The sequence below is a fragment of the Mycolicibacterium monacense genome, assembly GCF_010731575.1.
Taxonomy (GTDB): domain Bacteria; phylum Actinomycetota; class Actinomycetes; order Mycobacteriales; family Mycobacteriaceae; genus Mycobacterium; species Mycobacterium monacense.
Genome location: NZ_AP022617.1, coordinates 410,001 through 431,198, shown reverse-complemented (window position 1 = coordinate 431,198; position 21,198 = coordinate 410,001). Strand labels below are relative to the sequence as shown.

The following is a 21,198-nucleotide window of genomic DNA, read 5'->3' as shown; positions in this document are numbered from 1 at the left end:
GCCTCTCATAGGTTTCAACGGACACGATTTCGGACCGCTCACGGCGACGGTGTGACGGCCTCGGGCAGCAGGGGGGTTGGGGTGGGTTGCCCCAGCGCCGGATGCGGCACGACGAACGGCTCCGCCCCCGGCGGTGGGGGCCCCGGATCCCGCGGCGCCCCCGGCGGTGGAGCCGGCGGCAGACCCGGGTACAGCGGAGTTCCGTCGGGCGCGTACTGCGGTGCGCCGTAGGGCGGGGCACCCGGGTACGGGATCGGTCCCGGCGCCGGGCCACCCGGATAGCGAATGCTCGGCGGTTCGGGCACGCCGCGGGTGACGGGGAAGTAGTTGGCCCACCCGGGGAACCCGATGCCAGGATTGGGCCGCAGGTCCAGCCCGGTGCCCCAGCCGGTGTTGGTGACCAGGTGGCGGACCGGCCAGTCGTCGTCGACGATCGGGAGTCCCCCGCAGCCGGGCTTGCCGCCCGGTCCGCCCTTGGCGCCGACGATCGGGAGGTTGTCGGGGTATCGGTAGGGGTCGTCACCGAGCAGGATGGCGGTGTCCAGAATCGCCGACTTGCCGTTCTGGCCGCCCCCCCACTTGTAGCCGCCGTTGTCCAGGAACCACTTACCTCCGACGAGCGTGCAGGTGAACGACGGGCTGTACTCCATCAACAGGCTCGTCGTCGGCTCGAGCGTGTTGATGGCGGTGACCAGGTTTTCCTTGTTCGGACCGAGCACTTCGATGCCGCTGTTGGACAAGCCGAGCAGATTGACCAGCAGGGCGTCCAGCGCCGGCGCGTTGTTGGCGATCGTCGCACTGGTGGTGCTCGCCGCGTTCAGCACAGTGACGATGTCCTGAGCAGCGACGCTGTAGGTGTCACTGAAGTTGCGCAGCGACTGCCAGTCCCGTTGCACCGTGTCGGTGCGCGAGTTGAGGGCGATGAGGACCTGGTTGGCGTCGGTAGTCGCTTCGCCGATCCGCTCCCCCTGGCCGCGCAGACCCTCCGACAGGGCCGAGAGGACACCGTTGAGCTTGGCCGGGTCGATCTTCTGCAGCACGCCGGTCAGGTTCTGGAAAACGGTGTTGACTTCGGTGCTGACATTCTTCGACGCGACCACGGCCCCGGCGGAGATTCGCTTCGGGCTGGGGTCGCTCGGATAGATCAGGTCGACGTACTTGGCGCCGAACGCTGTGGTAGCCCGAATGCGCGCCTCGACGTTGGCGGGAATGTACTTGATCTGATCGGGGAACAGGTCCAGCTTCAGCCTGACCGGATCGTTGCCACCCGTGATTTCGCTGACCCGGCCGACGACGACACCGCGCAGCTTCACTTTGCCGCCCGGCTCCATCACGAGGCCTGAGCGATCCGAGGTGAGTGTCACCGGCACGAATCGCTTGAACGTGCCCGCGAACATCGCCGAGGTCACCATGACGATGGTGACCAGCACCACGAGAAGGATCAGCGTCCACCATGCCGGGTGCAGTGCGCGGTCGTGTCTCCTGGATTCCACAGCGCTATCCCGAGAGGTTCAGATTGCCGGACTGGCCGTAGATGGCCAGCGATACGAAAAGGGTGACGAACACCGCAGCCACCAAGGACGTGCGCACGGCGCGCCCGACCGCCTCGCCGACGCCGGCCGGCCCACCCGTGGCGGTGAAACCGTAATAGGTGTGCACCAGCATCACCACGACCGCCATGGAGATGGCCTGTAGGAACGAATAGATCAGATCGGTCGGGTTCAGGAACGTATAGAAGTAGTGGTCGTAGACGCCGGTCGACTGCCCGTAGACCAGCGTGGTGCCCGTTCGGGTCGCCGCGAAAGCCGCCAGCACGGCGATGCAATACAGCGGGATGACGACGATCACGCCGGCGAGCACCCGGCTGGAGGCCAGGTAGGCCACCGAGCGAATGCCCATGACCTCGAGCGCGTCGACCTCCTCGCTGATCCGCATGGCGCCCAGCTGCGCTGTGGCGCCGGCCCCGATGGTCGCTGCCAGGCCGATACCCGCCACCAGTGGCGACACCAGTCTCACGTTGAGGAAGGCGGAGGTGAAGCCCGCCAGTGCCTCGACACCGACCTGCTGCAGCTGGGAGTAGGCCTGCACCGCGATGAGTGAGCCGGCGGACAGGGTGAGAAACCCGACGATGACGATGGTTCCGCCGATGACCGCCAGGGCTCCGACGCCGAGGCTCATCTGCGCGATCAGCCGAACGACTTCCGTCCGGTAGTGGACGACGGCGTCCCAGATGCCTTTGATGGTCTCGCCATAGAACTGGGTCTGGGTGCCGATGCGGTTCCAACCGTTGACCCATCCATCGACCTTGCGCCGCAACCGCGGGAACTGTGTGCTCGGGGCGCCCTGCGTCATGTCGTCGCCTTCACGGCAACCGCGGTGGCGATCACATTGATGACGAACAGCGCCATGAACGTGTACACGACTGTCTCGTTGACGGCGTTGCCCACGCCTTGGGGCCCACCTCCGACGGAGATGCCCTTATAACAGGCGATCAAGCTCGCGGCCAACCCGAATATCGCCGCCTTCAGCAGGTTGACGACCACTTCCGGCGTCCCGACCAGCAGGGTCAACCCGGCGGCGAACGCGCCTGGGGTCACGTTCTGGAAGTAAACCGAGAATATGAAGCTCCCGACGATTCCCACCATCGTCACCAACGACGTGAGCATCAGGGAGACGACCGTGGCCGCCACTATGCGCGGTACCACCAGCGCCTGAATCGGGTTGATACCCAGCACCCTGAGTGCATCTATTTCTTCGCGAATCGTCCGAGCACCCAGGTCGGCACACATCGCGGTCGCACCCGCACCGGCGATCACGAGCACCGTGACGATCGGACCGATCTGGGTCACCGCGCCCAGCGCGGCACCGGTGCCGGAGAAATCCGCGGCCCCGATCTCCACCAGCAGCACGTTGATGGTGAAGACCGTGAGCACTGTGAACGGGATTGCCAGCATGATGGTGGGAAACAGCGCCACCCGTGCCACGAACCACGTCTGAAGCAGGAACTCGCGCCATGCGAACGGCGGACGGAACATCTGAACGAAGGCGTCCAGGGACATGGCGAAGAAGCCACCAAGGGCGCGCATCGGCTTGGCGGCCACGCTCTGTGCTACCAAAGCCAACCTTCCGCCAGGCCCCTCATTGGGTTCATAGACTGCGATTCCCTTCGTAAAGCTCGCACGCGCGCCGGTTCAGGCCTGTGATTCAGGGCACAGCGCACTGTGCCGAGAAAGGTACACCACGCTTTCCCGCCGTAGCAACAAGCTTGAATCTTCGTCATCTCCGGAACCTGGCCTACCTAGTTGGATACGTACACTTTGCTCGGAGCCATCGTTGATCGTTTTCTGGCTGCCCACGCCATGCTGTAGCCAGCCGGGCTCGACCCATCTGAGAACGCCCAGCAGACGCCGGAGCTCCATGCTGGACGCTCTCATCCCTGCAGTTGAAGCGTCTATTGACGCGAGCGTCGACACACGGGTTCACGCGCTTCCCAGCGCCCCCGGCGACGGCCCACCCACCATGCCAAGCGTCAGGTGACCTCCGCACACTCAGACGTTGCTACCGATGCTGCACGCGCACTCCGGCGAATTGATCTACAAATTGCTAGCAAGGTCGTTCAATTATTCTGACGACCATTGAATGATGTCGGCGATGTATTCAGAACAAGTGCTCAGAAAGAAATCTATTCAATGCTCGAGAAGAATCTTATTCGCCTCAGTTCGTGGCTTTTTCGGAGCACAATGCGGATCGCAAGATTCTCGCGGCGCAGACCAAGAAATCACACACGAGCCCGGTCGGCAGCCGCCGGGACTGTCCCCGGACAGCCGGCGGTATGGCTGTAGCCTCGGGAAACGGACCGGTCGCATGATGTTGCGGTCACCGAGCCCGCCAGATGCGGCGGATCGTCGAGTGGCCTTCGTTCGCGCACCGACCGGTTGTAGATCCGTCAGTCGGACTCGGGAACTTCCGTAGTCGCCTCTTTCCGGACTGCGAAAATGGGGGCTTGTCGGACGCCGCTTGAGACGCGGAAATAGGTATCTATATAGATAATTGAACGATGTTGCCGGCGACAAATGATTTTCGCCCAGCACACTTCGGAGCGGTCCGGCCTCTGCGGCGGGGGCGTTGCCTATGCAAGTAGACGATCTGCCCTCAGCCAGCGTGGTACCGCGCTCCTGCAGGCCGAATGGCCACCAAGGGGCCGCCGATGGGTCGCCGGCGCGTCAATTGACGGTTCGCCAGAGCAATTCGGTCGCCGCGCCCACCACGGCCGCGCGCGAGGTGGACGAGACCTCGTTGTGGATCACCATCGACCAGGAGCGTTCCAGCATTGCCATGATCACCACCCCTGCGGCCACCGGATCGGAGTCGGGGGCGGTCTTCGAGATCGCTGCGATGCCCTCACCAAGCGCCGCGGCCGTCCGACGATGCGAGCGGGACACCGCCGACCGGAACTTCCGATCCGTCGGCATGTCTTCGGCCGAGCGGACGACGAAGGCGTCGTTGTGGTCAAGGTAGTCGAAGTACCTGCTGACCCGCTCCTCAATATCCTCGCGCGAGGTCCGGCCGCTCAGGCCACGGACAGCTTCGACCACCTCGAGGGCTTGCCGGTAGGTCTGCGTGCCGAGTTCGATGAAGAGTTCTGCCTTGTCCCGGAAGTAGTAGTAGAAGTTCGCGCGCGTGACGGACGCCAGGTCGGTGATGTCACGGGCCACCTGGAACCAGCCGGTGGGCACCATGCTCGGCAATGTCTTCGTCGTCATCAACGCGTCCTTTCCATCGGGGGCGCCGGCTCTCACCACATCGATTTTTTGACATCTGTGTCGAAAAATGACTGTCTGCTATCCTACGTGTATTACTAGGTAATCGATGTAGCTCAGATGGGTTGGCGAAGATATGAAATGGGGTCTGCCGTGGCCCGGGCCTGCCCTCGCGGCGCAGGCCGAGGCTGCCGGGGCCGGTGCGTTCTGCGCCGGCGAATTCGCCGACCTGAGCGCGTATGTGACCGCAACGGAGATGGCACACGAAACTTCGACGGCGATGATCGGCCCGGGCATCGCGTACGCGTTCGCGCGATCGCCGTTCGTACACGCCGCATCGGTGCGTCACCTGTCCAGGCATGCTGCGGACAGGGTCTTCCTCGGCCTCGGGTCGGGCACCGCTCGAATGAACCGGGACTGGTTCGGCGTCGATGCTGCGCGTCCGGCTTCCCGAATGGCCGAGTTGATCGAAGTGATCAGGGCGTTTCTGCAGGCGGAGAACGGCGAACCGGTCCGATACCGCGGCGAGTTCTACACCATCGACGCCGATATCCGGGCACCGGTGCTGGGACGGCTGGAGGTGCCCATCCTCGTCGGAGCATTCAACAAGATAATGCTGCGCACTGTGGGGCGGGTTGCCGACGGGGTGCTGGGCCACGGCCTGTTCACCGATCGCTGGTGGACTGAGATGGTGGAGCCGGAGCTCGCCCGTGGCGCAGAATCGACCGGACGCGACGCCGCGGACCTGCTGCGGTGGGGATGGCTGATCACCGCCATCGACGACGACGACCCACCGCGCGCCGTTCGGGACGCGCGCATGCAGATCGCCTTTTACCTGACCGTGAAGACATACGACTCTCTCGTGGAAATGCACGGCTGGCAGGACCAGGTGGCGGCGATACGGAGGGCGTTCCGCAGTGGGCAACCGGATACGATCGCGGACCATGTCACCGACGACATGCTCTGGTCGATCGCGATATGCGGGAGTACCGAGCAGGCGTGCGAGATGCTCGCCGCCCGCAAGCGGCTGCCCGATCTGGCATTCGTGTCGCCGCCGAGTTTTCTGGTTGGCCGCCGCCGACGCGCCGACTACGACGCCGCGGCCATCCGAGTGGCGTCGCAGCTGCCCTGAGCGATCCGAATTCCGAGTAGGGACACGCTGACATGGTTTACTGAGTAGTACTGCTAAGGATCCACCAGGAAGGTCGCGATGCCTCGACAGGAACCGCTCGCGCCGCTGACCGCACCAGAGACCTCCGCGAATGCCGTCCGGTCGCCCAAGACAGCAGAACTCGTGGCCCATACGTTGCGGAAGATGATCGTCGACGGTCAATTGAAGGACGGTGACTTCCTACCGTACGAGGCCGATCTCATGGCGCATTTCCAGGTCAGTAGGCCTTCTCTCCGGGAAGCGGTGCGCGTGCTGGAGTCCGACCGCTTGGTGGAGGTTCGGCGGGGGTCGCGGACGGGCGCCAAGGTCCGCGTCCCCGGCCCCGAGGTCGTCGCGCGACCCGCCGGCCTGCTGCTTGCCCTATCGGGGACGTCACTCACCGACGTGATGACCGCACGCATCGCTATCGAACCGTACGCAGCCGGACTGCTCGCCGAGAATGGCAGCCAACAAGCGCATCGCGAGCTGCAGCGGCTGATCGACGAGATTCCCACGGCTTGGGAGACCGGGGGGCTCGCGGCGGCGTCTACCGAGTTGCACCGCAGACTGGTGGAATTATCCGGCAACGCAACACTGACCATGATCGCCGGCATGCTTCACGAGATTTTCGAGAAGCACATGACCACCGCGTTCCAGGGTGTCCAGAACGTGGTGCCGAAGGCGCAGTACTCCAAGCTGATGCGGTCCTACGTCCGCCTCGCGGTCCTGGTTTCGGAACGCAAAGGTGCTGAGGCGGAAGCTCATTGGCGTAGACACATGGAGAACGCCAGCGCAGCGCTGCGAAAGGGCTACGAGAAGACCCGGGTCCGAGACATCATTTATTGACCTCACCGGTCGGTCCTGCCCATCGCCGCGAATGTGGCGTGGATCTCCCTTTAGCGAGGCGAGACTGATACTGTCCCCCTAAGAAGTCGCAGATATGCGTCATCGATTGACGATAATCGCAGGCAAGGAGGCGGCGGCGTGGCAACAGGCGAGCGGACCGGAACGGTCCCCGTGGTGACGTTCGATTACACGACGACCGAGGCCGAAGGCACTTGGTTCGCCAGATACGACGAGCTACGACAGCAATTCCCTTGGTACCGGAACGAATTCGGCCCCGGTTTCTGGACGGTGTGCAACTACGAGGGAATCCTGGAGATCATGCAGAACCCGCAGGCGTTCTCCAACAGCGTGGTCACTGCCCTCGAGCCGAATCCACCGGTCAAATGGATCCCCGAGATGCTCGACGGCGACGAGCACAAGCAGTGGCGGCGCCAGCTGGGTTCGCTGTTCTCCCCCGGCGCGGTGGAGCGCCTCGAATCGACGGTGCGGCAACGGGCGATCGACATCATCGACGGATTCGTCGGCCGCGGGTCCTGCGACTTCATGGCCGACTTCGCAACGCGCTTTCCGACCACGATTTTCCTCGAAATGATGGGTCTCCCGGTCGACGAACTCGACCGGTTCCTCGAATGGGAGCACGACATCCTGCATGCCGGGGGCAGTGATGAGGAGAAGCTGCAGAAGCAGATGGCCGCGATGATGGCGGTGATGGGTCGGTTCTCGACGGTCATCGCCGAGCGCCGTGAGGAACCGCGCGACGACATCGTCAGCAAGGCGTTGACCTACGAAATCGACGGAAAGCCGGTCACCGACGAGGATCTGCTGTCGTTCTGTCTGCTGATGTTCATGGCCGGTCTGGACACCGTCTCGGTCACGCTCGGCTGGATGTTTCTTCACCTGGCCCGCAACGACGGCGACCGCGAGCAGATCCTCGCAGAGCCAGTCGTAATCCCCACGGCGGTCGAGGAGTTCGTACGCGCGTACGCGATAGTCATTCCTGCCCGCAAAGTCATGGAGGACATCGAGATTCAGGGATGTCCGATGAAGGCAGGTGACATGGTGAACATCCCGCTGAACGCCGCCACCCGGGACGAGGCGGCCTTCGCCGACGCGTCCACGGTGGACATCAATCGTAAACCGAACAATCACATCGGGTTCGGCGCTGGTCCGCACCGCTGCCTCGGTTCGCACCTGGCCCGCCAGGAGCTGAGAATCGCCATGGAGGAGTGGCACAAGCGGATACCTCACTATCGGGTGGCTCCTGATGCGCAGATGTTGGAAAGCGGTAGTCAGTTGGGCCTCGAGAGCCTGCCGCTGGTCTGGGACCTCTGATGCGCAAGCCACTCAACGGTGTTCGGGTGCTCGAGGTCGCACAGTTCACATTCGTGCCGTCGGCGGGCGCGGTGCTGTCGGATTGGGGCGCCGAGGTGGTCAAGATCGAGCATCCCGTGACCGGCGATGCGCAGCGCGGTCTGGTCAAGGTGCTGGGCACGGCGGCCAGTGCGCCGGGATCGAGCTTCGCACCGATCATGGAGGCGCCCAACCGCGGAAAGCGCAGCGTCGGGCTTGCGCTCGACAACGCCGAGGCCCGACCGGTTCTCGACGAGTTGATCCGCCGAAGCGACGTGTTCCTCACCAACTATTTGCCGTCGGCGCGGGAGAAGTTGGGCATCGACGTCGACGACGTCCGGCGCGTCAATCCCGACATCATCTATGTCGCGGGTAGCGGATTCGGCATGAAGGGGCCCGACCGCGACGCCGGCGCCTACGACGCGACGGCGTTCTGGGCCCGTGGCGGCAGCGCCGACGGACTCACACCGCCCGATGCCGCACACAGCGCGTTCATGCCTGCCGGTGCCTACGGGGACAACATCGGCGGAATCACCATCGCCGGCGGCGTGGCTGCGGCGCTCTACGGGCGGCACGTGACGGGTGAACCGTCGGTCCTGGATGTTTCGCTGCTGGCGGTCGGCGCCTGGACCACCCAGTTCAGCGTCAACATGGCGATGCTGATGGGCGGACCGCTGCCCAAGGTCGAACGCCGGACGCAAGCGCCGGGCAACCCGCTCACCGGGGCTTATCGCACCGCAGACGGCAGATTCGTCCAGCTGTCGATGTTGCAACCGACACGGTACTGGCCGGAGTTCTGCCGGTTGATGGGCCTAGATCAGTATGCCGAGGATCCTCGGTTCGCCTCGCTGGCGGCGATGGCCGAGAACAGCGAGACCGCGTACGGCATCGTGCGGGACCGCATCGCCGAGTTGAGTTTCGACGAGTGCAAGGCCATTTTGAGCCGCGGCACGGGCCAGTGGGCTCCGGTCCAGGATGCCTGGGAGATCGCCAACGACGAAGCGCTGCGCGCCAACGGCCGTATCTCTGAAATCGTTGATGCAGAGGGTGTTTCGCGAGAACTGGTGGCCAATCCAGTGAAGTTCGACGACGACCCGGCGGCACTGGCTCGAGCACCGCAGTTCGCCGAGCACACCGACGACGTGCTGCGCGAGCTCGGCATCGATGACGACCGCCTCATCGAGCTGAAGATCGCTGGTGCGATCACGTAGTCTCAGCGCCGTGACCGCCGGCGACATCAATTCCCGTGACGACGGCAGCGTCAGGGACCGATTGATTCGCGCAGCCGACGCGGAGATCGCGGCCCGCGGAATCAACGCGGTGCAGATGGAGGTGGTCGCCAAGACCGCGGGCGTATCCCGTGCCACCGCGTTTCGCCAACTGGGCAGCGTCTCGGAGATGTTGGTGCAGGTCGCGCTGCTGCGGGCCCGCAGACACGTCGCGGCGGTGGCGGCGGTGATGGCCGCCAAAACCGGGGTCTTCGCCAAGTTGGAAGCGGCTCTGGTGTACACCACCCGTGAGCTGCCGTCCGACCCGTCGATATCGGCACTCATCGCCCAGCACTCCGCGTCGATGCGCGATCCGCGCGTTCATCAGGTCGCGGTGGAGGCGGTCGGACCGGTGCTGCGGGAGGGGCAGACCAGCGGGCAGGTGCGAACCGACATCGAGATCGGCGAGATGGTGGACTTCCTCGTCGAGCAGACCTACCTCGCCGCAGAGGAAATAGATCGCTCAGAAGACGAGGTACGACGTCGCTTCCGTCACTTTGTCATCCCCGGCTTGGCTGCATCAGATGGCGGGAGCGGTGAGCGCGTCTCCCGGACGATGGAGGTCCAGGACGCAGTCGGCGTGGCGATCGAGGCGCTGAGCAACCTCGCCGACCAGTTGCGGCGCGAACACCCGCGGTAAGTGGGTCAGCCGGCCAGGTAGCCGCGGGGCGCGGGCATGTCGAGCACGGAGACGAAGCCCGGCGCCGCTGCGACGAGTTGAGGTATGAAGTTCACCGCGCGGGCGGCGTTGAGCGCCGGCGACGAGTCGACGGGTTGATCGGTGCCTGCGGTCAATTCCAGTTGACAGCGGATCGAGGGGTGCCCGTCGACCTCGACAGTCCAGTTCGGTTCGTCGATCTGCTGGCGCCATCCGGCACCGAGCCCGAGGGCGACGGTCTGTTCGTTGACGACGTCGAGGAACGGATACCCCTCGGCGGTAGTCGTGGTGAACGTCCACCGAACCCCGGCGACTGTGCCCGCGGGCACGGTGAGACCGCTTGACTCCAAGGTGATTTCGACAGGCGTGAGCGCGAATTCTCTCGTGCTGATGGTGGTCTGGCCGTAGGCCGCGCCCAGCCCGGCTGCGACGAGCTTGGCCGATTCGGACTGCGCGGTCAGCCAGATTGCGTCCACAGCGGTGGCGTGCTCGGCCTGCTCCCGTGGGACACCCATCATGAGGTACTCGTGGAGTTGGTGTGCCGACGGGTACTCGGCGACGTGGTTGCGCTGAGTCGCCCGGATACGTCGGATGTTGCCGGTGTAGCCGCTGAGGAACAGCGGCAGCACGTCGCTGATGAGCCCGGGGATGTTCCCGCCGCTGGCCAGGCTGGCGCCGCCGGCCTGGCATGCGGCCCGGAGCTCCTCGTCCTCGGCGAGCGGGACGGAGAAGCCCGCCATGCCGGTGTAGACGTTGACTCCCGACCGCAGGAAGCGGGCTACAGTCTCGCGGTCCCAGGCCGCTCCGTGCCAGAGCGCGCAGTCGGGTCGTAGCGCGAGGATCTGATCGACGTCACAGGTAGCGGCCACGCCGATTTGAGCGGTGTTCGTCAGCTCGCCGACGTCGCGGCCCTCCTTCGCCCGATCGTGGACCAGCACACCGACCAATTCGTGGTCGGGGTGCTCGCCGAGCAGCCTGATCACCTGGGAGCCGACGCCGCCGGTGTAGCAGACAACAACTTTCATTCGTGAACCTTCACTATCGGGGGCCCTCCTCGTCGGCGCGCCGGGCGCGGTAGAAGTCGACGGCTTTTCGGATCGAGTCGACGATGGGCTCGGGGCGCCACCCGAGCTCGCGTTCCGCTTTTCCGTGATCCATCGGCGACATGATGTGCATCAACCGGACGCTCATGGACGAAAGCAGAAGGTCCCGTCGCAGCATCGCGGCCGCGAGGTCACCGGCAAAACCCAACGCATACATGATCTTCAGCGGAACTCCCCACCGCGGGCCCCGGACGCCCGCTGCCGCAGCAGCAGCGGTGTACAGTTCGCGCGCGCTGATGAATCTGTCGGAGATGATGTATCGCTCACCGGGTCGGCCGCGCTCGGCGGCCAGGACGAGGGCGCGCGCAGCGTCCTCGATGCCGACCACCTCCATCGCCATGCCCTTGACGTAGAAGGGCATCTTCCCGGCCGCGGCGGCCGCGACGAGTGAGCCGTGTGGCGTGGGTTGCCAATCCCCCGGCCCGTAGGTGTTCGACACGCACATCGCCACCGCGGGCAAGCCGCGATCCCTTGCGTAGCCGAGCACCAGGTTCTCGGCCTCGACGCGCGAGCGGATGTAGGCGCCGCCCTTGTCGATCCAGTTGAACGGCATGTCCTCGGTGGCTGCACCGTCCGCGTTCAGGGCGATCGTGCCGATGCTGCTGGTGAATACGAACCGGTGCAAGTCTGCCTCGGCGGCGATGTCGAGAATGTGCCGCAGGCCGTCGACATTCGTGCGAAAAAGGGGCGCCGGGTCCCGCAGCCACGCCCTGGCGTCGACGACGCAATAGAACACATCGTCGCAGCCGGTCATGGCCTCGCGGACCGCCTGGTCGTCGAAGATGTCGCCATAACAGCGCTCGACGTCGAGGTCGTCGAAAGCCTTCGTGGAACTGGTGGCCCGAATGAGGACTCGGACGCGCTCGCCGCGTTCGACGAGCTGCCGCACGACGTGTGAGCCGAGGAATCCGCTCGCACCGATCACCAGCTTCGTGCTTCCGGGCACCGCCATCCCTTCTCGCTGTCGTGACCATCGGCAGGCATCTCGCAGTGTGCCACACCGTGATCAGCGTGTCAGATTCACGAACGGCCTGGCGGCGACTTCGATGATTCCCTATTAGTGAGACCGCGTCTTATCGGCGGTCGGGCATGTCCCCGGATGTCAGATTCGACTATGGGTTTGCACCTATGGAAAATACACGATGCATAAGATGACGCGCATGTCAGATATTGCGGAAGTCGAGCGGGAGTTTCGGCGCTATTTCATGACCGGCCCGGTGCTCGAAGACTGGGCGGCCTGGGCCAATCTGTTCACCGACGACGCGACCTACTTCGACCACTACTACGGCACCTTCACCGGTCCACAGGAGATCACCCGGTTCCTCGAGGGCACGATGGGCGCCGCACCCCAGGTCTACAGCCCGCTCGTGTGGTACGTCGTCGATGGCACGCGCGTTGCCTACAAGGTGCTCAATCGAGCTGACAACCCACAGCCGGGCGGACGTCCCATCGACTTTCCGTCATACCAGTTCATCGAGTACGGCGGCGACGGCAAATGGCGTTCCGAGGAGGACGTCTGGGTGCTCGCAGAGATGAAACGATTCGCGCAGCGCTACACCGACGCAGCGACGGAACACCCGCAGTCCTTGCAGCAGAAGTTGCGTCGCGGCGACTGGGGGTCCTGGGTGGACTGGGCGCGGCCAGAACCGGAACACCACGCCGCGCCGTCGTGGCTCGGAAAGAACGGTTTCACTCCGTTCTCCGGCATTCACGACATCGACTTCGGTGTCCGGTCTCATTGACGGAGTATCAGGGGAGCACCTCGGCGGGGCAGACGCGTCTAGCGCATTCCCTTGGTCACACTCGACGGCGAAGGTGCCCGAGGCATCCGGACGGAGACCATAATCGTCGAGTATGAAGCGATGTGCGCCCGGTTTCGATGCGCGGGCGAGCCGGCAAGCTGCCACGCGGGCAGGGTACCGGCCTGCCGATGGGCTGTGAGGTGAAGCTGAGTGACCGTTGACAGCCCGCAAGCCGATGCTGCCGTACGTAAAATCCTAATCGGCACGATGAAGGCGTTGAGCAGGCAAGGCACCCAGAAGCTGTCCGTCAGCGATATCTGCAAGGCGTCACACGTCGCTCGTGGCACCTTCTACCGATACTTCAACAACAAAGAAGAGGTGCTGTCAGCTGTCGGCCGGCATTTCGAGGTCGGCATCACCGCGGCGTTCGAGGCGGCGATTGAGGCGGATCCCGACCCGGGACGACGGGTCGCTGTCGTGCTGAACACACTGATCGACTATCGCGCCTCCGGCGGCGACTTGAACCGAATGCTCGACGTGGCACCGGAGTTCACGCTAGCGCTCATCCGCGACACCTTCCCCAACCTGGTCGACGTGGTCACCGAGGCGCTGGGCCCGGCCGCCGATGAGTCTCCACTGGTGACCAGCGGGGCTCTGACCAAACGTCAGCTCGGCGATCTGTTTCTGCGCAGTGTCATGTCGATGCTGCTGCTGCCGGGTAGTCATTCCGATGAAGTCCCCGCGCTGGTGGCTTCGCTGTTCAACGACCCTCCGGCCGGAAACCCTCGTCCGAGACGTCGCACCGGCGCCGGCTGACGCCCCGGTTTCGTTGAGTCACAGTCGCGCCTCACGGCGACGGCGGCAGCAACATCGACTGCCACGTCTTGTTCTGGTCGGCGCTGTGAGCAAGGTTGGACTGCGTGTAGACCCGGCCATCGGGTCCCAGGTACGTGCCCGTCGCAGGGTTGTACGCCGCTGCCGCTACCGGCGGCGGCGGAGCGGCTTGAAGTGCGGGCGGCGATCCCGGCGGCAACTGCGGAACCGACTGCCCCGTAACAGTGGCGTTCGGGTCGCCCTTCCAGTTGTAGCCGTCGTTGAGGGGCACGTAGTTCTCGTCGCTTTCGCACATCTTCACTGTCGGCGCGCGCTTGCCGGGCACGGTTGTGCAGGGGACGTTGCGCGCCCCGCGGACGCTCAGCGGTGAATCCTGAGGCACCCGGCAGTAAAGGTCGCCTTCCGGACGCTTGGGGTAGTCCACTTCGCTGGCCGGCCGCCGCTGCTGAGCGGGCAGAAAGCCGGTGGTGCACGCCGGCGGCACGTTCAGATTCAGGTTGAAGTCGAGGTAGAAGCCCCGGTAGTCCTGCTTGGCGTGAAGATTCGGTACCACGCCGCCGCCCATGATGGCGGTTCCCTGCGGGAGCAGCACCAGTAACTGCTCAATGTTGTCCTGGTAGGTGATCGCGACATCGCCGACGGTGACGAGGTTGGCGAGCACGATGGGAATGGTCGGCCGCACTCGCTCGAAGAGTTGCCTCACTTCCTCGGCAGCGGGTGGCCCCTTCTCCAGGATGCCCGCGACCGCGCGGTCCTGCTTCTCGAGCTGGCCAGTAAGGTCTGCCAGGTTTGCGGCCCAGGCCTGGATGGAGTCCGCCGACTCGGCCTGGGAGTCCAGTACGGGCGCCGACTGGTCGATCAGGCCGATCAAGGGAAGCAGCTCCTTCCTGGCGTCGATGGCCAGGGTCGTCGACCCCTTCACTATTCGGGAGAGTTCGGGCCCGAGGCCACCGATCGCGGTGTAGCTCTCGTCGACAACGGTTTTCAGGTTATCGAGAGGGATCGCACCCAGCGCGGTGTTGGTCGCGTCGAGCAGCGAATTGATGTCAGCGGGCACCGATGTCCGCTCCCGCGGTATCACGTCACCCTGACGCAGCGGCCGGGCATTGCCATCGCGCGGCAGCAACGCGACATACTGTTCACCAATTGCCGATTGGCTGTGTACCTCGGCGTCGAGGTCGGACGGGATCTCGATGTCGGATTTCAACGAGAGTTCGGCCTCGACACCGGTTCCCGCCACTCGCACGTCGACGACTCGCCCCACCTCGCTGCCGCGGTAGGTGACGTTTCCGCTCTTGTACAGGCCACCGGACTCGGGAAGCTGGACTGTCACGGTGTACTGGCCGACACCGGGCACCAGGTTGGACAACTTGATATAGCCGAAGACTGTCACCGCGACTGCAACAGCTGACACCGCTGCGAACACCGCGAGCTTGATCCGTACTTGACGCTCTAAGCGCATTACGGTCCTTGATCGTGCTGGTAGGGAAAAGTGAGCGGATTACCCGCGGTGTAAGGACTGGGCTGCTGGCCGATCGTGCGACCCCACTGCGCCTCTAGCTCGGTCAAACTGCCCTCGAAGCGGGTGCCGGTCAGCAGCGCCGAGTCGAGGCGGCTCAATGTCAAGTCCAGCACCAGCGTGAGGTTGGCGAAATCGCCGCGAAACCACTTGGGAATCAGTTCTTTCGCCCACGGAAAGGTTGTGAGAAAGCTCAACGATCTGGTCATCGACGGGCCGGCGTTGGCCAGCGACTCAAGCACCGGCCCAAGATCCTTCAGCTCCTGAACCAGGGCTTCCTTGGTGAGGTTCACCGAATCTGCGGCGAGCGCGCCGAACTCACCGAGCTTGTCGACCACTTCGGCCAGCTGTTCTCGCTGCTCCTTCAGGACGGCCAGTGCGTCGGGAAATGTGCGCAGGCCACGGTCCACCACGGGTTTCTGCTCGGCAAACTGGCCGACCAGCTCGTTGACGTTCTCAGTGGCGGCGATGATGTCGTCGGTTTGCGCACTCAGCCGGCCGATGAACACGTCCAGCTGTTCGATCAGACTCCGAAGATCCTTCTCTCGGCCGGCGAACGCGGTGCTGAACGCCGCGGTGATGTCCTGGACTTGGCCGATCCCGCCACCGTTGAGCACCAACGACAGCGCCGCCAATGTCTCCTCGGTGGTCGGGTAGCCGCCCGCCGCGGACAACGGGATCAGCGATCCGCTGTGCAGCCGGCCCTGCGGCGATGCGTCGACCGGGGGCGCCAGCTCGATGTGCAGTGAACCCAGGAGACTGGTCTGACCGATCGTCGCGGTGACGTTGGCGGGCAGCGACACATCACCGTCGAGTCGCATAGTGACCAGTGAGTGCCAGTCCTGCCGCTCGATGGCGGTGACGTTGCCAACCGTCACGTCACCCACCCGCACGCGCGAATTCTGTTGGATGTTCGTCACATCCGGGAGCTGAGCTTTGATCTCGAACGAGCCCGGGCCACCGCCCGCGGTTCCGGGGAGCGGAAGAGAGTTCAGCCCGCGCCAGCCGCAGCCCGAGAGTCCGACGACAGCGGTGAGCACCAGCACCAACCCCGACGCACGGGCGTGACGGGACCGCGTCACGACCCGTCTCCGGAGGGGACCATCAAGCCGGGCAGGCCGTCGGCGGGGTTGGTGGCGATCGTCTCGGCGGGCAGTAACGGAGCGCTGCCCGCTGGCGTTGAGGTGACCGCCGGTGGCGGTGTGTCAGGCACCGGCGGAATGTGACCGGGACGCAGCCGGTCCTCGCTGTAGGTCACCTCGTTCGGCCGGGCCTGGGCGCCGATGAAGAGGTTCTCCCCCAGTGGGGGAAAGTTGTACTGGCGATTCTTGATGATCGGAGCGAGGTATTGCGCGCACAGCTTGGCCGATTGCTCGCCGTTCATCCGTGACGCCGCCTGCACAGCACCACACAGGAACGAGATGGTGTTGGCGAAATTGTTGATGACCAGTGCGCCCGACAAGGCGCCTTGGGCAGGCTGCCAGATGTTGTTGTAGTTGTTGAGCGCCGTGGGTGCAATGTGCAGCGTTTGCTTCACGTCGTCGAGGCTGTCGGTGACCGCCTGGGAGACGGACGCCAACTTGTCCGATGTGACGCCGAGTGCTTCCCGGTTCTCGGCCACAAAGCTCTGGACCTCGCCCACTGCGCCGTTGAGGTCCTGCATTGCAATACCTACCGCTCCCGGATCTGCTGTCAGCAGTGCGGTAACCGCGGCAAGGTTGCCGTTCAGTTGCTGCATCAGATCCGAACTGGCTCGCAGAGCCGCCACCAGAATGGACAGGTTTTTCACGGTGCCGAAGATGTCGGTGCTGTGGTCGCTGAGCGCAGAAATCGCCCGCGAGAATTTGATGATCGCGTCGCGGATGTTGGCGCCCTCACCGCGGAGGTTGTCCGCGGCCGTGTTGATGAAGGCGCCCAGCGGAGCAACGCCGCCGGGTTCGCTCGGCTGCAGCATCTCGGTGAGCGAGTCGAGTTGCGCACGGAAATCGTCCCATTCGACGGGGACGGCGGTGCGATCTTCGGGGATCACGGCGTTGTCCTGCATGATCGGGCCGCCCGAGTACGCCGGAGTCAACTGAACGGCGCGCGCCGTCACCAGCGCCGGTGAGAGGACCGCAGCGTTGGCGTCGGCGGGCACCTTATACCTGGCGTCGTACCAGAAGATCACCTTGACCCGGTCGGGCTGCGGTTCGATCTCGACGATCTCGCCGACCGGAACGCCCAGGATCTGTACCTCGTCGCCGGCGAACAGACCGTTGCTGTTCTCGAAGTACCCGACGACGGTGACCCGGTCGGCGGCCTTCAGCGCGGGCGACACCGTAACCAGGCCGGCGATCAGCAGCAGCACCAGGACCGACGCCAAGCCGATCCTTCTGCCGCGCAACGCGGTCACGCCCCATCCTCGGCAGGCGGTCCGGGCGGTGGGCCCCCCGGCGGCGGTTGTGGGAGCGGTGGACGGTACGGGTAACGAGGATCGCCCGGCTTGCCCGTGATGGCGTCGGGCAGCGTCAAGTTCGGCTCCCCGCCCTGCCCGGTACGCGGATACGGCACCGGCAGGGGCGGTGTCCCCGGCTGGCCCACTGAGGGATCGGAGAGTTCCGATGGCAGCAGGACGTTGGGGTCCAGACCGAGGTCGGAGAAAGCCGCGTCGACGAAGGGTTGGATGAACTGACCGGGGAGCAGATTGGCGACATAAGCCTTGAAGAACGGACCAGCGGCCACCGCCTCACCCAACGACATCGCATACGCGTTGAGTCCCTTAATCGCTTCCTGCACACGCTCTTTCCGATTGTCCACGATCGTCAGCACACCATTGAGCTTGTCCAGCGCGGGCTTCAACTGTGCGCGATTGTCGGCGACCAACCCCGACAGCTGCCGTGACATCGCGGAGATGTTGGATGCAACCGTCTGCAGTGCGTTGCTCTGATTCTGCAGCTCCACCATCAGCGCGTTGGTGTCGGAGATGAGGCTGACGATCTGGGTGCTGCGTTCCGACAACACAGCCGTGACCTTGTTGACGTTGGCGAGCAGGTTGCGCAACTGTGCGTCTCGGGCATCGATCGTCTGCGACAGTCGGGCCACACCCTGTACCGCGACCTTGAGTTCGGGTGGCGTCTCGGCGAAAGTCTGTGCCAACACCGACAGCGAGTCGGATACCTGATCGGTGTCCAGACCGCTGATCGTGGTCGTCAGATCGCCGAGTGCGTCAGGCAGCTGATAGGCCGGCGTGGTCCGATCCAGCGGAATCGTGCCCGCCAGGCGGCCGTCGCCGCGCGGTGTCACTTCGAAGATCTTGGTGCCGAGAAGGCTTTTGGTCTTCACCGCCGCTTCCGTGCGGTCGCCGAGCGTTATCTCCTTGGACACGTCGAAAGTGATCAGTACCTGACGTCCGTCCAGCTCAATGCTCGACACCTGACCGACGCGGGTGCCGAAGACCTGCACGGCGGCCCCTGCTCTCAGACCGCCGGCCTCCGCCAGGTGAGCCGTGTAGGTATGGTTCCGCGTGATGAACGGAAGCTTGTCGTACAGCGTTGCGGCCGTGACGATTCCGGCCGTCAGGGCACAGCCGACGGCGCCGACGATCAACGAATTGCGTTCAGCGAAGGATTTCACTGAGGTGCACACCTTCCGGTTGACTGGCCGGCCAACTTGACGAACACCGGCTGACCGCCCTTGCCGTTGACCTTGACGATCAGGTCGCACAGATAGAAGCTGAAGAAGTCGCCGTACATCCCCTGCCTGTTGAGTTGCTGGTAGGCGTCGGGAAGCGTGTTGAGCAGATCGTCGACGTAGGCATGGTCGGCGACCACGATCCCCGCGGCACGGTCGGTCTGTGCGACGGTGTTCTGCAACGGTGGACGAGCCTGGGTGAGGAGGTCGGCGATCGACGCCGCGGCCGAGTCGATGTTGGCCAGCCCATCGCTGATCTCGCTTCTCCGTTCAGCCAGTCCCGCCACCAGTTCCGACAGTGAATCGACAGCCTTGCCGAACTGGTCGCTCTGACCGGCCAGCGAGCCCAGCACGGTGTTGAGGTTATTGATCACCTGCCCGATCAGATCGTCGCGGTCGGCCAGCGTGCTGGTCAGCGCTGACGTCTGCGCGAGGAACGAGGTGATCGTGGCGCCCTGACCTTCGAAAGCCGAAATCAATTGTCGAGTCAGCGTATTCACCTGGTGGGGGTCCAGGGCACGGAACAGGGGCCGGAAACCGCCGATGAGCGCATCCAAGTCGAGCGCAGGCGCCGTGCGGTCCAGCGGAATGGTCTGCCCGGATTCGAGCCTGGCGGCGGCTCCGGCCCCTTCCTCCAAAGCCAGAAACCGGCCGCCGATGAGGTTGTCGTATCTGACGACGGCCTTGGTGCCCTGGGTGAGAACCACCGAGTCGTCCGTTGTGAACTCGACGAGCGCGAACGCGTTTCGCTGCACCGAAACCTTCTCGACCTTGCCCACCTCGACACCGGCGATGCGGACGAAGTTGCCTCTCTCCAAGCCGCCCACGTTGGTGAATTCTGCGTTGTACTTCTTTTCTGCCTGGAACCGCCACTGTCCGAAGACCGCATAGAGCCCGAACAAGGTCAGGCCGCACACCGTGACGAAGATGGCCAGTCGCCAGATGGCGCCTGCGAAATTGTCTCTCACGGCTGCGGTCCTGACGTGTCCTGCGGAGGTGGTGGCGGGCCGACGGGCAGCGGGAGCGGCCCGGGTGCAGGCGCGGGACCCGGTGCGGGCGGCCCTTCGCCACGAATGCTCGGCGGCTCGGGCACGGCGCGTGTGACGGGGAAGTAGTTGACATACCACGGGTGGCCGATGCCCGGGTTGGGCCGGAATCCACCTCCGGTGCCCCACCCTGTGTCCGTGACCATCTGTCGCACCGGATAGCTCTTGCTGGCGTCGGGGAGGGAGCCGCAGCCCGGCTTACCACCGGGCCCGCCCTTGGCGCCGATGACGGGCAGGTTCTCCGGGTACTTGTACTCGTCATCGCCGAGCAGAAAGGTGCTGTCCAAGATGCCTGTTCGGCCGTCCCCCTCACCGAGGGCATGTCGTCCACCGTTGTCGAGGAACCAGGTGGCGCCGAGAAGCATGCAGGTGTAGGAGGGGTTGTACTTCATCAACAGGTTCGTCGTGGGCTCGAGCCCATTGATGGCTTGGACCAGGTTGTCCTGGTTCGGCGCCAGGAGATCGGTGCCGCTGCGCGAGAATCCGATCATGTTGAGCAGCAGCGCGTCGAGATCCGCGGTGTGAGCGGTGATGGTCGTACTTGTGGTGCTCACCGCCGAAAGGCTTTTGAGGAGGTTCTGCGCAGCCGCACTGTAGGCGGCGCTGAATCCGCTCAGCGACCGGAAGTCCTCACGCACGGTTTCCATTCGCGGATTCACCGCCAGCAGAACCTCGTTCGCGTCGCTGGTCGCCTGCCCGATGATCTCACCCTTGCCGCGAACCCCCTCCGCCAACGCCGTCAGCGTTGCGTTGAGCTTCGCAGGATCGATTTGTCGCAACAGGAGGACGAGGTTTTCGAACACAGTGTTGACCTCGGTGCTGACGTTGACCGCTTGCAGCGCCGTCCCCGCCGTGATGCGTGCGATGGCGGGATCGTCGGGATAGATCAAGTCGACGTACTTGGCGCCGAAGACCGTGGAGGCCCTGATCTGTGCTCTCGTGTTGGCCGGCAAATTCTGCACTTCGTCCGGGTCGATCTCCAGCTGCAGGCTGACCCGTTCTGTCCCTGCGGTCACCGAGCCGACCCGTCCGACCTGTACCCCGCGGAACCTGACCTTGTTACCGGTCTCCATGATCAAACCGGAGCGGTCAGACGTCAATGTGACCGGGACAAACGACCGGAACGATCCCTTGAACAATCCAGCCGACAACAGCATCAGGGCGACGATGACGACGAGCAGGATCGCCGTCCACCATCCCAGGTACCTCTCGCCGCCAGAGGATTCCATGCTCAGTCCCCGACCGAGCTGAGG

Annotated in this window: 19 protein-coding genes; 7 read left to right on the top strand and 12 right to left on the bottom strand. The window is 64.5% G+C overall.

Annotation, left to right across the window (positions count from 1 at the left end):
• Positions 1–38: 38 nt before the first annotated feature.
• From G6N49_RS02110 to G6N49_RS02095, 4 genes are all read right to left on the bottom strand, one after another.
• Positions 39–1,493: an MCE family protein gene (locus G6N49_RS02110; protein ID WP_011856573.1), complete on the bottom strand. Its 1,455-nt coding sequence runs from the start codon at positions 1,491–1,493 to the stop codon at positions 39–41.
• 4 nt (positions 1,494–1,497) lie between these two features.
• Positions 1,498–2,352, bottom strand: coding sequence for an ABC transporter permease (locus G6N49_RS02105; RefSeq protein WP_011856574.1), 855 nt, complete (start codon positions 2,350–2,352; stop codon positions 1,498–1,500).
• Positions 2,349–3,116, bottom strand: a complete 768-nt coding sequence (locus G6N49_RS02100) for an MlaE family ABC transporter permease (RefSeq protein ID WP_041925128.1) — start codon at positions 3,114–3,116, stop codon at positions 2,349–2,351. Before G6N49_RS02100 ends, G6N49_RS02105 begins: the two co-directional genes overlap by 4 nt.
• A 1,107-nt stretch (positions 3,117–4,223) precedes the next feature.
• Positions 4,224–4,763, bottom strand: a complete 540-nt coding sequence (locus G6N49_RS02095; protein WP_011856576.1) for a TetR/AcrR family transcriptional regulator — start codon at positions 4,761–4,763, stop codon at positions 4,224–4,226.
• Between the two features lie 133 nt (positions 4,764–4,896).
• On the opposite strand from G6N49_RS02095, the gene G6N49_RS02090 reads away from it, so the two are divergent.
• The 5 genes from G6N49_RS02090 (at position 4,897) to G6N49_RS02070 (ending at position 10,014) form a co-directional block, all read left to right on the top strand.
• Positions 4,897–5,892 (top strand): LLM class flavin-dependent oxidoreductase, encoded by a 996-nt coding sequence (locus G6N49_RS02090; RefSeq protein ID WP_011856577.1) that lies wholly within the window; start codon positions 4,897–4,899, stop codon positions 5,890–5,892.
• A gap of 78 nt (positions 5,893–5,970) precedes the next feature.
• Positions 5,971–6,756 carry a FadR/GntR family transcriptional regulator gene (locus tag G6N49_RS02085; protein WP_011856578.1) on the top strand — a complete coding sequence of 262 codons (786 nt, stop codon included), beginning with the start codon at positions 5,971–5,973 and terminating at the stop codon, positions 6,754–6,756.
• Positions 6,757–6,894: 138 nt separating this feature from the next.
• Positions 6,895–8,088, top strand: coding sequence for a cytochrome P450 (locus G6N49_RS02080; RefSeq protein WP_011856579.1), 1,194 nt, complete (start codon positions 6,895–6,897; stop codon positions 8,086–8,088).
• A complete protein-coding gene (locus G6N49_RS02075; protein WP_011856580.1) occupies positions 8,088–9,317 on the top strand; it encodes a CaiB/BaiF CoA transferase family protein in 1,230 nt (409 codons plus the stop codon). Before G6N49_RS02080 ends, G6N49_RS02075 begins: the two co-directional genes overlap by 1 nt.
• Before the next feature lie 10 nt (positions 9,318–9,327).
• Positions 9,328–10,014: a TetR/AcrR family transcriptional regulator gene (locus G6N49_RS02070; protein WP_041925129.1), complete on the top strand. Its 687-nt coding sequence runs from the start codon at positions 9,328–9,330 to the stop codon at positions 10,012–10,014.
• A gap of 5 nt (positions 10,015–10,019) precedes the next feature.
• On the opposite strand, the gene G6N49_RS02065 is transcribed toward G6N49_RS02070, so the two are convergent.
• Together G6N49_RS02065 and G6N49_RS02060 are read right to left on the bottom strand one after the other, a co-directional pair.
• Positions 10,020–11,057 (bottom strand): dihydrodipicolinate reductase, encoded by a 1,038-nt coding sequence (locus tag G6N49_RS02065; protein WP_011856582.1) that lies wholly within the window; start codon positions 11,055–11,057, stop codon positions 10,020–10,022.
• A gap of 13 nt (positions 11,058–11,070) precedes the next feature.
• Positions 11,071–12,087, bottom strand: coding sequence for an NAD-dependent epimerase/dehydratase family protein (locus tag G6N49_RS02060; protein WP_041925130.1), 1,017 nt, complete (start codon positions 12,085–12,087; stop codon positions 11,071–11,073).
• A 208-nt stretch (positions 12,088–12,295) separates the two neighbouring features.
• Between G6N49_RS02060 and G6N49_RS02055 the strand changes: the two genes are divergently transcribed.
• On the top strand, positions 12,296–12,877 hold the full coding sequence (locus G6N49_RS02055; RefSeq protein ID WP_041925358.1) for a nuclear transport factor 2 family protein: 582 nt from the start codon (positions 12,296–12,298) through the stop codon (positions 12,875–12,877).
• 210 nt (positions 12,878–13,087) lie between these two features.
• Complete coding sequence (locus G6N49_RS02050) at positions 13,088–13,693, top strand: TetR/AcrR family transcriptional regulator (protein WP_011856585.1); 606 nt, start codon at positions 13,088–13,090, stop codon at positions 13,691–13,693.
• 31 nt (positions 13,694–13,724) lie between these two features.
• On the opposite strand, the gene G6N49_RS02045 is transcribed toward G6N49_RS02050, so the two are convergent.
• Genes G6N49_RS02045 through G6N49_RS02020 form a run of 6 tightly spaced genes read right to left on the bottom strand, consistent with a single transcriptional unit; the run spans position 13,725 to position 21,174 of the window.
• Positions 13,725–15,173, bottom strand: a complete 1,449-nt coding sequence (locus G6N49_RS02045) for an MCE family protein (protein ID WP_011856586.1) — start codon at positions 15,171–15,173, stop codon at positions 13,725–13,727.
• Positions 15,173–16,312, bottom strand: coding sequence for an MCE family protein (locus tag G6N49_RS02040; RefSeq protein ID WP_011856587.1), 1,140 nt, complete (start codon positions 16,310–16,312; stop codon positions 15,173–15,175). Before G6N49_RS02040 ends, G6N49_RS02045 begins: the two co-directional genes overlap by 1 nt.
• The gene (locus G6N49_RS02035) at positions 16,309–17,622 is read right to left on the bottom strand and encodes an MCE family protein (RefSeq protein ID WP_011856588.1); all 1,314 of its coding nucleotides are present in this window, start codon (positions 17,620–17,622) and stop codon (positions 16,309–16,311) included. Before G6N49_RS02035 ends, G6N49_RS02040 begins: the two co-directional genes overlap by 4 nt.
• Entirely contained in the window at positions 17,619–18,842 is a 1,224-nt protein-coding gene (locus tag G6N49_RS02030) for an MCE family protein (RefSeq protein WP_011856589.1), read from the bottom strand. Before G6N49_RS02030 ends, G6N49_RS02035 begins: the two co-directional genes overlap by 4 nt.
• Positions 18,839–19,867 (bottom strand): MCE family protein, encoded by a 1,029-nt coding sequence (locus tag G6N49_RS02025; RefSeq protein WP_011856590.1) that lies wholly within the window; start codon positions 19,865–19,867, stop codon positions 18,839–18,841. The genes G6N49_RS02030 and G6N49_RS02025 overlap by 4 nt, the downstream gene beginning before the upstream one ends.
• Positions 19,864–21,174, bottom strand: a complete 1,311-nt coding sequence (locus tag G6N49_RS02020; protein WP_011856591.1) for an MCE family protein — start codon at positions 21,172–21,174, stop codon at positions 19,864–19,866. Before G6N49_RS02020 ends, G6N49_RS02025 begins: the two co-directional genes overlap by 4 nt.
• Positions 21,175–21,198: the final 24 nt, after the last annotated feature.